The sequence below is a fragment of the Streptomyces sp. NPDC085931 genome, assembly GCF_044540565.1.
In the GTDB taxonomy this organism is placed as follows: domain Bacteria; phylum Actinomycetota; class Actinomycetes; order Streptomycetales; family Streptomycetaceae; genus Streptomyces.
The window spans coordinates 293,169-305,860 of record NZ_JBITSK010000006.1 but is presented as its reverse complement, the minus strand read 5'-3'; the positions used below and the strand labels follow the sequence as shown (position 1 = coordinate 305,860).

At 73.7% G+C, this 12,692-nt stretch carries 11 protein-coding genes; 6 read left to right on the top strand and 5 right to left on the bottom strand.

Going from position 1 to position 12,692, the window contains the following annotated elements; all coding sequences use genetic code 11:
• Positions 1-10 precede the first annotated feature (10 nt).
• The gene (locus tag ACIGAN_RS14740; protein WP_399857551.1) at positions 11-1,441 is read left to right on the top strand and encodes an amino acid permease; all 1,431 of its coding nucleotides are present in this window, start codon (positions 11-13) and stop codon (positions 1,439-1,441) included.
• A 3-nt stretch (positions 1,442-1,444) separates the two neighbouring features.
• On the opposite strand, the gene ACIGAN_RS14735 is transcribed toward ACIGAN_RS14740, so the two are convergent.
• Entirely contained in the window at positions 1,445-2,599 is a 1,155-nt protein-coding gene (locus ACIGAN_RS14735) for a CapA family protein (protein ID WP_399857548.1), read from the bottom strand.
• A 222-nt stretch (positions 2,600-2,821) separates the two neighbouring features.
• On the opposite strand from ACIGAN_RS14735, the gene ACIGAN_RS14730 reads away from it, so the two are divergent.
• The 4 genes from ACIGAN_RS14730 (at position 2,822) to ACIGAN_RS14715 (ending at position 6,126) form a co-directional block, all read left to right on the top strand.
• Entirely contained in the window at positions 2,822-3,367 is a 546-nt protein-coding gene (locus ACIGAN_RS14730; RefSeq protein WP_365741528.1) for a sigma-70 family RNA polymerase sigma factor, read from the top strand.
• A 151-nt stretch (positions 3,368-3,518) separates the two neighbouring features.
• Positions 3,519-4,031 carry a hypothetical protein gene (locus tag ACIGAN_RS14725; protein ID WP_365097507.1) on the top strand — a complete coding sequence of 171 codons (513 nt, stop codon included), beginning with the start codon at positions 3,519-3,521 and terminating at the stop codon, positions 4,029-4,031.
• Between the two features lie 151 nt (positions 4,032-4,182).
• Complete coding sequence (locus ACIGAN_RS14720; protein WP_365741531.1) at positions 4,183-4,833, top strand: zf-HC2 domain-containing protein; 651 nt, start codon at positions 4,183-4,185, stop codon at positions 4,831-4,833.
• A 111-nt stretch (positions 4,834-4,944) separates the two neighbouring features.
• Positions 4,945-6,126, top strand: a complete 1,182-nt coding sequence (locus ACIGAN_RS14715) for a PP2C family protein-serine/threonine phosphatase (protein ID WP_399857543.1) — start codon at positions 4,945-4,947, stop codon at positions 6,124-6,126.
• Between the two features lie 13 nt (positions 6,127-6,139).
• Here the strand turns inward: ACIGAN_RS14715 and ACIGAN_RS14710 are convergent, their stop codons facing one another.
• The 3 genes from ACIGAN_RS14710 to ACIGAN_RS14700 form a co-directional block, all read right to left on the bottom strand.
• Entirely contained in the window at positions 6,140-7,003 is an 864-nt protein-coding gene (locus tag ACIGAN_RS14710; protein ID WP_399857539.1) for an Fpg/Nei family DNA glycosylase, read from the bottom strand.
• Positions 7,004-7,025: 22 nt separating this feature from the next.
• On the bottom strand, positions 7,026-9,116 hold the full coding sequence (locus ACIGAN_RS14705) for a SpoIIE family protein phosphatase (protein ID WP_399857537.1): 2,091 nt from the start codon (positions 9,114-9,116) through the stop codon (positions 7,026-7,028).
• 77 nt (positions 9,117-9,193) lie between these two features.
• Complete coding sequence (locus ACIGAN_RS14700; RefSeq protein ID WP_399857535.1) at positions 9,194-10,297, bottom strand: DUF6777 domain-containing protein; 1,104 nt, start codon at positions 10,295-10,297, stop codon at positions 9,194-9,196.
• Between the two features lie 140 nt (positions 10,298-10,437).
• On the opposite strand from ACIGAN_RS14700, the gene ACIGAN_RS14695 reads away from it, so the two are divergent.
• Positions 10,438-11,859 (top strand): lipase maturation factor family protein, encoded by a 1,422-nt coding sequence (locus ACIGAN_RS14695; protein ID WP_399857533.1) that lies wholly within the window; start codon positions 10,438-10,440, stop codon positions 11,857-11,859.
• Here the strand turns inward: ACIGAN_RS14695 and ACIGAN_RS14690 are convergent.
• Positions 11,847-12,680 carry an amidohydrolase family protein gene (locus tag ACIGAN_RS14690; RefSeq protein WP_399857531.1) on the bottom strand — a complete coding sequence of 278 codons (834 nt, stop codon included), beginning with the start codon at positions 12,678-12,680 and terminating at the stop codon, positions 11,847-11,849. The two genes, ACIGAN_RS14695 and ACIGAN_RS14690, sit on opposite strands and share 13 nt — an antisense overlap.
• Positions 12,681-12,692 lie beyond the last annotated feature (12 nt).

Here is a 12,692-nt window from a genome sequence, read left to right as displayed (position 1 = left end):
GGTGAGGCGCATGGCCGGGCTCCGGACGGGCGAAGGGATTCTCCGCCGCAAACCCATCGAGCGGATCGAGGAGACGGAAGCGGGCGAGGGGACGCGCCTGGAGCGGTCCCTGGGGCTGTGGCAGCTGACCGCCATCGGGGTCGGCGGGATCATCGGTGCGGGGATCTTCACGCTGGCCGGCACGGTGGCCAACGGTACGGCGGGCCCGGCCGTGCTGGTGTCGTTCCTGATCGCGGGGGTCGCGTCCGCCGCGGCCGCGCTGTCCTACGCCGAGTTCGCCGGGCTCATCCCGAAGGCCGGTTCGGCCTACACCTACGGTTACGCGGTGCTGGGCGAGCTGGCCGGCTGGTTCATCGGCTGGGACCTGCTGCTGGAGTACACGGCGATCGTGGCGGTGGTCGCCATCGGCATCTCCGGCTACTTCAGCTTCCTGGTGGGCGAGATGGGCGCCGACCTGCCCGCCTGGATGCTGGGGGCGCCCGGGACCGGTGACGGGCACCGGGTCGACCTGTTCGCGGCGCTGCTGTGCCTGCTCATCGCGTATCTGCTGACCCTCGGGATCAGGAACGCCGCCCGGTTCGAGACGGTCGTGGTGATCCTGAAGGTCCTGGTCGTGCTGCTGGTGATCGCCGTCGGCGTGTTCCACATCGACACGGCGCACTACGACCCGTTCTTCCCGTACGGGGTGGGCGGCGCGTTCACGGGCGCGGCGACGGTGTTCTTCGCGGTGTTCGGCTACGACGCCATGTCGACGGCGGCCGAGGAGTCCAAGGACGCCCAGCGGCACATGCCGAAGGCGATCATCTACTCGCTGGTGATCTCGATGGTGCTGTACGTGGCGGCGTGCCTGGTCCTGACCGGGATGCAGGACTACCGGGACATCGACAAGGAGAGCGGCTTCTCGACGGCGTTCAAGTCGGTGGGGCTGAGCGGTCTGGCCGACGTGATCGCGGTCGGCGCGATCATCGGCATCCTCACGGTCATGTTCACGTTCATGCTGGGCGTCACCCGGGTGTGGTTCTCGATGTCCCGGGACGGGCTGCTGCCCCAGTGGTTCGCGAAGACCCACCCCACGCGGCACGTGCCGACCCGCGTCACCTGGATCGTGGGCGTGGCGTCGGCCGTCATCGCCGGGTTCCTGCCGATCGGCGAGGCGGCCGAGCTGACCAACATCGGGATCCTGCTGGCGTTCGTCGTGGTGTGCGCGGCGGTGATCGTGCTGCGCTACCGGCGGCCGGATCTGCCGCGGACGTTCCGCACGCCGTGGATGCCGGTGGTGCCCGCGGTGGGGATCGTGTTCTCCATCTGGCTGATCACGTTCCTGCAGTGGCAGACCTGGGTGCGGTTCGCCGTCTGGTTCGCGCTGGGGCTCGTCGTGTACTTCGCCTACTCCTACCGGCACTCGAAGCTCGCCGGGCGCCGGCCGGAGCGGACGGGGTGAGGGCTACTCCCCCATCACCAGCCCGTCCTGCGCCGCGCCCCGGCTCAGGACGACCTCGCGGATGCGGTCGCGGACGGCCCGGACGTCGGCGCCCTGGGCCAGCGCCCGGTTGAGGTCGACGACCCGGCCGGCGTCGACGTCGAACAGCTGCGGGACGAACTCGGCCCGGGTCACCTCCCAGCGGCCGCCCGGCCGGGCGGGCGGGGCGAAGGTGAACCGGCCGAGGGTGGACTGGTTGCCGCGCGGGTCCTTGGCGCCCTCGGAGTTGGTCATCAGGCCGGCGATCTGGTCGCCCATGCCGTAGATCACCCAGGTGCCGTTGACCTTCTCGTAAGCCTGCGGGACGTGGGCGTGGGTGCCGAGGATCAGGTCGATGTCGGGGCGGCCCCCGGTGCGGGCGCCGGTGAGGCCGCGGGCCAGGGCCAGCTGCCGCTCGTCGGGGGCGTCCTGCCATTCGGTGCCCCAGTGCATCGAGACGACGACCACGTCGGCGCCGGCCCCGCGCGCGGCCCGGGCGTCGGCGATGATCCGGGCCTCGTCGATGAGGTCGACGGCCCAGGGCTGTCCTTCGGGCAGCGGGATGCCGTTGGTGTCGTAGGTGTAGGCGAGGTGGGCGATCTTCGCCTGGCCGGCCTGGAGGACGGTCACGGTGCGGGCCTCCTCCTCGGTGCGGGACGAGCCGGCGTGCCGGACGCCCGCCCGGTCGAGGGCGTCGAGGGTGCGGCGGATGCCGTCGGCGCCGTCGTCGAGGCTGTGGTTGGAGGCGGTGGAGCAGCCGTCGTAGCCGGTGGCGGCGAGGGCGCGGGCGATCTCGGGCGGGGACTTGAAGGCGGGGTAGCCGGTGTAGTCGCCGTTCGCGCCGTAGACGGTCTCCATGTGGCACAGGGCGACGTCGGCGCCGGAGACGACGGGGCGGATCCCGTCGAGCATGGGGCGGAAGTCGTAGCCGGTGCCGCCGGCGTCGAAGCGGGCCCGGTCGATGATCGTGTCGTGCGGGAGGACGTCGCCGGAGGCGACGAGGGTGAAACCGCGGGGCCCGGCGGCGGAGGGTGCCGGGCGGCCGGGGCCGGACGGTGGGTGGCTGCGGGCCTGGCAGGCGGCGCCTGCGGCGAGGACGACGGTGAGGGCCAGGGCCACCTGTCGGCTGCGTGCGATCATCCATTCACCCCACGGTGGGCGTTGTGGTCATATTTACGCAGCAACAGGAAAGAAGGCCCGGGGCGCCCCACGCGGCTCCGACACGCTCATCGGCCCGACCGGCACCCGCCCGGTGGAGCGGCCCGACCGTTCGTCGAACCGTTCGTCGACGCGATCGACCGTCCGTCGCACAGCCGGGTACGTGCCCTGTGCCCGGGCGGCACCCTGCGGTGGCATACGGCCATGACGGCCGGATCCACTCTCACGAACGGGACGACCGCCGAGCACGAGCTCGCCGCACTGCAGCGGGAGCACGGCCGGCCCCTCTTCGCGCTCCTGCTGCGCCTGTGCGACGGAGACCGGCAGCGCGCGGAGGACCTGGTCCAGGAGACACTGGTGCGCGCCTGGCAGCACCCGGAGGCCCTGCGCGCCGACGACTTCGACTCCGTACGGCCCTGGCTGATGACCGTCGGGCGGCGGCTCGCGATCGACGCCCGGCGCGCCCGGCAGGCCCGCCCGCCCGAGGTCGGCGACGCGGTGCTGGAGAACGCGCGGGTCGGCTCCGACCACGCCGAGCGGGCCGCGGCGATGCTCGACGTGCGCCGGGCTGTGAAGACACTCACTCCGGAACACCGTGAAGTCCTGGTGCTCGTGTACTTCCAGGGGGCGAGTGTGGCGGAAGCCGCGGCGACCCTCGGGATCCCGCCCGGTACCGTGAAGTCCCGCGCGTACTACGCGCTGCGCGCCCTGCGCCGGGTGCTTCCGGGTTACGCCGCCGACCTGCGGTGAAACCCATGGCCGAGTCAAGCCTCCGTAAAGCGCCTTGCTGAGGACCCCGGTTGAGTAATCGGGTGTTCCTATCCGTGTTCCGGAGGGGGCCGACAACGCCCCGGGACCCGGTGTCGGCCGACGCGCACGTACCGGAGGAAGGCAGGAAGGGATGCTGCACAGAGGTCACGAGAGCACGGACGGTTCGGACGGCGAACTGACCGTCCCCATGGCGTGGTTGTACGCGGAGTACATCGCCGACGAGCTGCTGCGGACCGGCGATCTGATGCCGCCGACGTCCTTCGAGTTCCGCGCCGGGCGCGACGCCCTGGCGCTGACCGTCTTCCTCTCCGACGCGGACGGTGAGCTGTCGGGCATCCGGGTGGTGACCCAGCTGGAGACGTGGCTGTCGCTGACCGCCTACGACCAGCCCTGGCAGGAGTGGGTGCGCGAGCGGCTGGCGGAACTCACCGCCGAGGCGGCGGCGTCGGACCGGCCCGCCCCGGACCTGGACCTCGCCGAGGAGGCCTGGCGCTGGCTGCAGGAGACGGAGCTGCTCGCGCCCGACCTGAACGCGGTGCCGGGCGGTGCTCCGGTGGTCGGGGAGGACGAGGGACCGAAGGTCTGGACGCCCGCCTGGCAGCTCGGACTGCCCCTGGGACACCTCGCGATCCATCTTTTCTGAATTTTCTCGGCCGGCGACCAATCCGCGGGCCGGAGGGCTCCGAATCCTTTGGTTGCGATTGTGTCACCGGCTTGAGTGATTCCGCTGCCTGGTCCGTACCGGTGGGAGCAAGGAGTAACCCCACCCGCACCCAACGGCACGAGGATTCGGCATGAGGTCCCTGGAAAGGCATCGCGACGTCGGCGCCTACGCGCTCGGCGTGCTGGACGAGGCGGAGGCCTTCCGCTTCGAGGACCACCTCATGGAGTGCCCCAGGTGCGCTGCAGAGGTGACGGAGTTCGGCCCGACGACACGGCAGTTGATGCTGTACCGGCGGGCGACGCCCCGGCCGGTGCACCCGGCGGCCCAGCCCGGCCCGCACCTGCTGGACCGGCTGCTGGCCGAGGTGGCGACCCGCCGCCGGGCCGGCCGCCGGCGCATGGTGTTCGCGCTGGCCGCCTCGGTCGTCCTCGCGGTGTCGGTGCCCGGCGTGGCGGTGATGGCCGGGGGGAACGGCGAGAAGGCCCTGACGGTCGCGGCGACCGATGTGCGCACCGGGGTGTGGGCCCAGGTCACGACGGCGGACGAGGCCTCGGGCAGCCACGTCGAGCTGAAGGTGAAGGACGTCGCCGAGCGCGCCTGCCACCTGGTCATCTTCGGCCGGGACGGCACCGAGGAGACCGCCACCAGCTGGCACGGGCACGGGGACGCCGCCGAACCCCACACGATGATGGCCAGTTCGTCCCTGCACCCCGACGAGATCGTCCGGTACGAGATCCGCTCCGCGTCCGGGGAGGTCCTGGTGCGGCTCGAACCGAGCTGACCATCCGTCCGCCCCGGCCGCCGGGCGGCCCGTGCGCCCCGGTGTGAGACTGCTGACGACGCGCTCCGGAACCCGTCCGGGGTGCCCGCGGTCCCGGCGAGGGGAGAGCAGGTGGCGACGGCAGAGACCGGCGAGAACCGTCTGGAGGAGTTCCTCGCCGACCCGGCGAACGCCGCGCTGGACCTGACCACCACCGTCGCCCGCTGCACCAGGGCCCTGGGCCTGCGGCACTCCGTGGTGTACCTCGCCGACATCCAGCAGCGCCGCCTGGTCCCGCTCACCGACGTGAGCCCGCCGCTGCCCGTGGACGACTCGCTCGCCGGCTGGACCTACCGCACCCAGTCCCTGCGGGTGGAGGAGTCCGAGGCGGGCGGCATGACGGCGTGGTTCCCGCTGCTGGACGGCGCCGAGCGGCTCGGTGTGCTGGCCGTCCTCGCCCCCGCGCTCACCCCGGCCGTGCTGCGCCGCGGCCGGGCCCTCGCCACCCTGCTCGCCATGACGATCACGTCGAAGCGCGCCTACAAGGACTTCTTCGTCCGGCGCACCCGCACCGAACCCATGCGGCTGCCGGCCGAGATGCTGCGGGCCTTCCTGCCGCCCCGCACGATCGGCACCGCCCACGTGGTCTCCACGGCCGTGCTGGAACCGGCCTACGAGATCGGCGGCGACGCCTTCGACCACGCCCTGACGGAGACGACCCTGCACGCCACCGTCCTGGACGCCATGGGACACGACCTGGCCTCCGGGCTCACCACGGCCGTGTCGCTGGCCGCGTGCCGCAACGCCCGGCGGACCGGCGCCGACCTGCCCGAACTCGTGGAGTGCGTCGACGACGCGCTGGCCCACTGGCTGCCCGACCAGTTCTGCACCGGCGTCCTGGCCCAGCTCGACCTGGCCTCGGGGATGCTGCGGTGGTGCAACTGCGGACACCCCACCCCGCTGCTCATCCGCGAGGAGCGGCTGCTCGTGGACGCCATGCGGCGCGAGGCGGATCCGCCGATGGGCCTGCCGTCGCTGCTCGCCGGGCGGCAGCGGCAGACCCACGAGATCGCGCTGCAGCCGGGCGACCGGGTGCTGATGTACACCGACGGGGTGACCGAGGCCCGGGGCAGCGACGGCGGTGAGTTCGGCCTGGAGCAGTTCGCCGACTACATCATCCGGGCGACGGCGGCGGGCGAACTGGCGCCCGAGACGCTGCGGCGGCTCATCCACTCCATCCTGGACTCGCCCACCAGCCGGCTGCGCGACGACGCGACCATCCTGATGTTCGAGTGGAACCCGCCCTCCCGGTGACGGGCCGGGCCGCTCACCTCAGCAGGCGGGACATCCTGCGGTCGGCCAGCGGCTTGCCGCCCGTCTGGCAGGTGGGGCAGTACTGGAGCGAGGAGTCGCTGAAGGACACCTCGCGGATGGTGTCCCCGCACACCGGGCAGGGCTCGCCGGTGCGGCCGTGCACGCGCAGGCCGCTCTTCTTCTCGGCCTTCAGCCGCCCGGCCGCCACGCCGCGGGAGCGTTCGACCGCCTCGGTGAGCGTGTCGCGCAGGGCCGCGTACAGCCGCCCGGTCTCCTCCTCGGTGAGCGACGCGGCCAGCTTGAAGGGCGACATCCTCGCCGCGTGCAGGATCTCGTCGCTGTAGGCGTTGCCGACGCCCGCGATCAGGCTCTGGTCGCGCAACGCGCCCTTCAGGCGGCGCCGTTCACCGGCCAGCAGCTCCGCCAGGCGCCGTTCGTCGAAGTCGTCGGCGAGCGGGTCCGGGCCGAGCCGGTTCACCCCCGGCACCTCCCGCGGGTCGCCGACGACGTACACCGCGAGGCGCTTTTGCGTGCCGGCCTCGGTCAGGTCGAAGCCCGCGCCGGTCTCCAGGGCCACGCGCAGCGCGAGGGGGCCCTTGCCGGGGCGGGGCGGGCCGTCGGGGAGGCGGTCCTTCCAGTGCAGCCAGCCCGCGCGGGCCAGGTGCGTCACCAGGTGCGGGCCGTCGGCGGTGGCCAGGTCGAGGAACTTGCCGTGGCGGTGCACGGCGGTGACCTCGTGGCCCTCCAGCGCGGACAGCGGCGGGTCGTAGGTCTTCAGGACGCTGATCGCCACGGGCAGCACCCGTACGATCTCGTGGCCGACCAGGTGCTCGGTCAGGAAGTCCTTGAGCGCCTCGACCTCGGGGAGTTCCGGCATAGGTCCAGAGTGCCACGCCGGGTCAGTCCTGGTCGGGCACCACGAACTCGCACCAGACGGCCTTGCCGCCGCCCCGGGCCTCCACGCCCCACACGTCGGTGAGCAGCTCGACCAGCAGCAGGCCCCGCCCGGAGACGCCCGAGTCGCCCGCCTCGCGGCGGCGGGGCAGGGCGCTGGAGGAGTCCTCGACCTCGACGCGCAGCCGGCGGTCGGAGCCCGTGAGGACCCGCAGGGTGAGGGTCGCCGAGCCCTCCGTGTGCATCAGGGCGTTGGTGACCAGCTCGTCGGCGACGAGCTCGATCTCGTCGGCGCGGTCCCCGGCGCCCCAGGCGGCGACCGCGGTGCGGATCATGTGCCGGGCCTCGGAGAGGGCGGCCGGGTCGCCGGGCGCCACCTGGCGCTGCAGGCGGCGGCCGGCGTGCGGGCCCTCGGGGCCGCGCCGGCGCAGCAGGAGCAGGGCGACGTCGTCGTCGCCGCCGCGTTCGTCGGCCACGTCGATGAGCCGGTCGGCGAGGTCGCGCACGTCCTCGGGGCCGGTGGCGACCAGAGCGGTGAGGGTGCGCATGCCGTCGTCGAGGTCGGCGCCGGGCTGCTCCACCAGGCCGTCGGTGCACAGCACCAGCGTGTCGCCCGGATCCAGCTCCACCGTGCCCACCGGGTAGTCCAGACGGCCGAACTCGGCGGACAGGCCGAGCGGCAGGCCGCCCGGGACGGCGACGCGGCGGCAGGAGCCGTCGGTGAGCCGGACGAGCGGGTCGATGTGCCCGGCGCGGACCACCTGGAGCACGCCGGTGTTCAGGTCGGCCTCCGCGTAGAGGCAGGTCGCGGAGCGGTCGGTGTCCAGCTCGTGCAGGAAGACCGAGGCGCGGGCCATCACGGTGGCCGGCGGGTGGCCCTCGGCGGCGTAGGCGCGCAGCACGATGCGCAACTGGCCCATGACGGCGGCGGCGTGCGTGTCGTGGCCCTGGACGTCGCCGATGACGGCGCCGACCCGGCCGCCGGGCAGCGGGATCAGGTCGTACCAGTCGCCGCCGATGTCCCGGCCGACGGAGCCGCCGATGGTGGCGGCGCGGTAGCGCACGGCGACGTCGGCGCCGGGCACGCTGGGGATGGTCCGGGGCAGCATGGCCTGCTGCAGGCCCTGGGCGAGGTCCATCTCCTGCTCGTAGAACATGGCGCGCTGCAGGCTCTGCGCGATGCTGCTGCCGAGGGCGACGAGGATGTCGCGCTCCTCGGTGGTGAAGCCGCGCCGGTCGCTGTAGAGCAGGCCCATCGCGCCGATCGGGCGGGCCTGGACGATGAGCGGCAGATAGGCGGCCGAGGTGATGTTCAGGTCGGTGATGTGCGGCCAGAGGATCGGGTAGCGCTCGGCGAACTCCTCGGGCGATTCGATGAAGCACGGGGCGAGGGTCCGCACGACCTCGCTCATCGGGTAGGGCTCGTCGATGCGGGTGACGCGGGTGCCGGGCACGAAGGCGTCCTCGGGTCCCTCGGCGACCAGGCGGATCCGGCCGGCCTCGACCAGGCCCATCACCAGGCTGGTGGCGCCCAGGTGGATGAGGCCGTGGGTGTCCTTGAGGACGTCGATGACGTCCTGGACGGTGCGGGCGTGGGCGAGGGCGGCCGTGGCCAGCTCGACGACGCTGGCCTGTTCGCGGCGGGCCTCGTCCCGGTCGGCCTGGTCGCGGCGGGCGTCGATCTCGCCGAGCTCGCGGGTGGCGTCCCGGACGATGCCGATGATGCGGCGGGGCCGGCCGGTCTCGTCGCGCCGGATGTAGCCCTGGGTGTGGGTCCAGCGCAGGCTGCCGTCGCGGCGGCGGACGCGGAAGTACGCGCCGTAGTTCTCGCTGCCGTCCTTCAGGGCCTGGGAGACCGCGGTGTCGAGGCGGCGCGCCTCGCCGGGCGGGACGCGCTCGGCGAGGCTCTCGGGGCGGTCGTCGTACTCGTCGGGGCGCACGTCGAACACGTCGTGGGCCTGCGCGTCCATCTGCATCAGGCCGGTGTCCAGGTCCCAGTCGAAGCTGCCCATCCGGTTGAGCGCGAGGATCGGATCCGGGTGGGCGGGCCAGTCGTCCGGGAGGGACAGGGCGCCGCTCGCTCCCCGATCAGCCATGGGCCCACCTTGCCAGGATTCGTCCGATTCTTCGACCGGATGTGCCGAGTGTACGGACCACTCCGCTCGACCGGCCCTCAGTCGCCGAAGACGTCGGTGGGGCTGCCGAAGATGCTGTCGTCGGCCGGTTCGCCGGGAAGCCGCCCACCCCCGTCGGGCAGATCGGGGCCGTCCGGTACGGCCTCGGGGCCGATCTCGTCCGGTTCGGCCTCGACGCCGGCCTCGTCCGGTGCGGCCGGGTCCGGCGGCTGCGGTGCGCCGGCCTCCCGGGACGCCGGTTCGCCGGGGGGCGGCTGCGCGACGCGGCCCGCCGGGGGCAGGGCGGCGTCGGCGGGCGGGTCCGCTCCGGGGTCGGTGCGGGAAGCGTCCGGGGGGACGGGCGGCGCGGACGGGGGCCGGGTCGCCCACACGGGCGGCGGCAGGGCCCGGTCGTGGCGCACGTCGTGCCCGGGCCGCCGTTCGATCCAGGTCCGGGCGGCCAGGTCGACGATCGTGAAGTCGGTGACGGCGCGCGGCGCGGGGGTCACGGCGATCACCTCGCCGGGCCGGTAGCCGGGCCAGGGCGTGCCCCGGGTCGGGGGCGTGCCGCGCAGGGCGCGCGGCGGGCGCAGCGGATTGCCGCAGGCGCAGCGGACGCGCGGCACACCCCGGTCGTCGACCAGGACGGCGGTGCCCGCCTGGAGGACGGCCTGGTAGCCGGCGACCCGGCCGGCCCGGTGCCCGTGGCCGGTGACGCGGGTGTCGGCGCGCAGCACGACGGGGGTGAGGGCCCGCACGTAGTCCGGGACGGCCTCCTGGGGCACGCCGGCGACCCGGGCGAAGGCGCGGCCCGCCGCGCGGTCGCGGGTGAGGTGGCCGATCTGCCGGCCGATGGCGCAGCTGCCGGTCCGCTCGGTGCCGCCGTAGAGGCCGGGGGTCGCCCCGGACAGGGAGCGCGGGCCGGTGGAGACGCGCACGGCGCCGTCCGCCGTGCGCGGTGCGGGCCCCGCGGGGGACGGGGCGGGGCCCGCGACGGCCGTGGACGGCGTGAAGGGGTCCGGGCCGGGGTCGGCGGCCGGCTGGAGGACGAGCGCCGCGGCCGTCGTGGGGGCGCCCTCGCCGCCGTCGGCGCCGCACGCCGAGAGCAGGAGCGCGGCGGAGAGCGCGCAGGCCGCGGTGAAGGCCCCGGTGGGTGTCCGCACCTCGTCCTCCCGCTCACCTCGGCCCGTTCCGGGCAGTTCGTCACTATTGTTTGCCGGGCTCACTCGGGTTACGCAACCGGAGCAGTGGTACGCGGAGCGTGACGCCGCCGTCCGGCTGTCACGGGGAGGAGCGCACGGCCGTGGACTGGTTCACCGCATCCGACTACTGGCTGACCCGGCTGGTCTTCCAGCGGGCGCTGGCCGCCGTCTACCTGGTGGCGTTCCTGACGGCGGCGCTGCAGTTCCGGGCGCTGATCGGGCGGCGCGGCATGCTGCCGGTGCCGCGGTTCGTCGAGCGGGTGCCGTTCCGGCGGGCGCCGAGCCTGTTCCAGCTGCACTACTCGGACCGCTTCTTCGCGTTCTGCGCCTGGGCGGGCTGCGCGGTGTCGGCGGGCCTGCTGGCCGGGCTGGCCTCACTGCTGCCGCTGTGGGGCGGCATGCTGCTGTGGCTGGTGCCGTGGGTGCTGTACCTGTCGATCGTCAACGTCGGGCAGACCTGGTACGCGTTCGGCTGGGAGTCGCTGCTGCTGGAGGTGGGCTTCCTCGCCGTGTTCCTCGGCAACGACGAGGTGGCGCCACCGCTCGTGGTGCTGTTCCTGCTGCGGTGGGTGCTGTTCCGGGTGGAGTTCGGGGCCGGGCTGATCAAGATGCGCGGCGACGCGTGCTGGCGCGAGCTCACCTGCCTGGACCACCATCACGAGACCCAGCCCATGCCGGGCCCGCTGAGCTGGTTCTTCCACCACCTGCCCCGGCCCCTGCACCGGGCAGAGGCGGCCGCCAACCACGTCACGCAACTGGTGGTGCCGTTCGCGCTGTTCACCCCGCAGCCGGTGGCGACGGCAGCCGCCGCCCTGATGATCGCCACCCAGCTGTGGCTGGTGCTGTCGGGCAACTTCTCCTGGCTGAACTGGATCACGATCGTGCTGGCGCTGTCGGCGGTGCGCCTCCCGGCCGACGCGCCCGAGGTGCCGGACGCGCCGCTGTGGTACGTCGTGCTGGTGCTCGCCGTGTCGCTGCTGCTGGCGGGCCTCGGCCACCGGCCGGTGCGCAACATGCTCTCCCGCCGCCAGGTGATGAACCGCTCCTTCGATCCCCTGCACCTGGTCAACACCTACGGCGCGTTCGGCAGCGTGAGCCGGGTGCGGTACGAGGTCGTGGTCGAGGGCACCGCGGACGACCGGCCGCGCGCGGACTCGGACTGGCGGGAGTACGAGTTCAGGGGCAAGCCGGGTGATCCGCGGCGGTGGCCGCGCCAGTTCGCGCCCTACCATCTGCGCCTGGACTGGCTGATGTGGTTCGCGGCCCTCTCCCCCGCCTACGCCGACCCCTGGTTCGGCAGGCTGGTGGAGCGGCTGCTGGAGAACGACCGGGACACGCTGAGGCTGCTGCGCCGCTCGCCGTTCCCGCCGGACGAGCCGCCGCGGTTCGTGCGCGCCCGGCTGTTCCGCTACCGGTACACGACCTGGCGCGAGCTGCGGGAGACCGGCGCCTGCTGGCAGCGGACGTACGTGCGGGAGTACCTGCCGCCGACCCGGCTCGCGGAGCCTTCTCACAGGCCGTAGACGCGGGCGGCGGTGGCGTCGAGGATCTGCGCGTGGTCGGGCGGGGCGGTCAGCCGGCGCGCGGCGTCCAGGACGCCGCCGTAGGTCCCCGCCAGGGTGCACACCGGCCAGTCCGATCCGTACATCAGCCGGGCGGGCCCGAACGCCTCCAGGGCCGCTTCGGCGTACGGACGCAGGTCCTCGACGGTCCGGTGGGCGGGGTCGGCCTCGGTGGCCAGGCCGGAGAGCTTGGCGACGGTGTTGGGCAGGGCCGCCAGGGCCCGCAGCCGCGACGCCCAGGGTTCGAGGGTGCCGGCGGCGACGGGCGGTTTGCCGAGGTGGTCCAGGACGAAGGTGAGACCGGGCAGGGCGGCGGCCGCCCGGACACAGGCGGGGAGCTGTCCGGGCAGCACGACGAGGTCGTAGACCAGTCCGGCGGCGGCGACGGCGGCCAGCCCGCGCAGGACGTCCGGGCGCAGCAGCCACTCGGGGTCGGGCTCGTTCTGGACCTGGTGGCGGATGCCCTTGAGGTAGCGGCCGCCGGGCAGTTCGCGCAGCCGGGCGAGTGCGTCGGCGACGCCGGGGCGGGTCAGGTCAATCCAGCCGACGACGCCCGCGACCAGGTCGTGCTCCTCGGCCAGGGCCAGGAGTTCCGGGGTCTCCTCGGGCACGGTGACCGTCTGGACGAGGACCGTGCGGCCGACTCCGGCGGCTCTCGCCTCGGGTTCGAGGTCCTTCAGGGTGAAGTTGCGGCGCAGCGGCCGCAGTACGGGTCCGGTGATCCAGTCCTGGTCGCGCACGGACAGGTCCCAGACGTGGTGGTGGGCGTCGGTCACGGTCATGCCGGCGGCTCG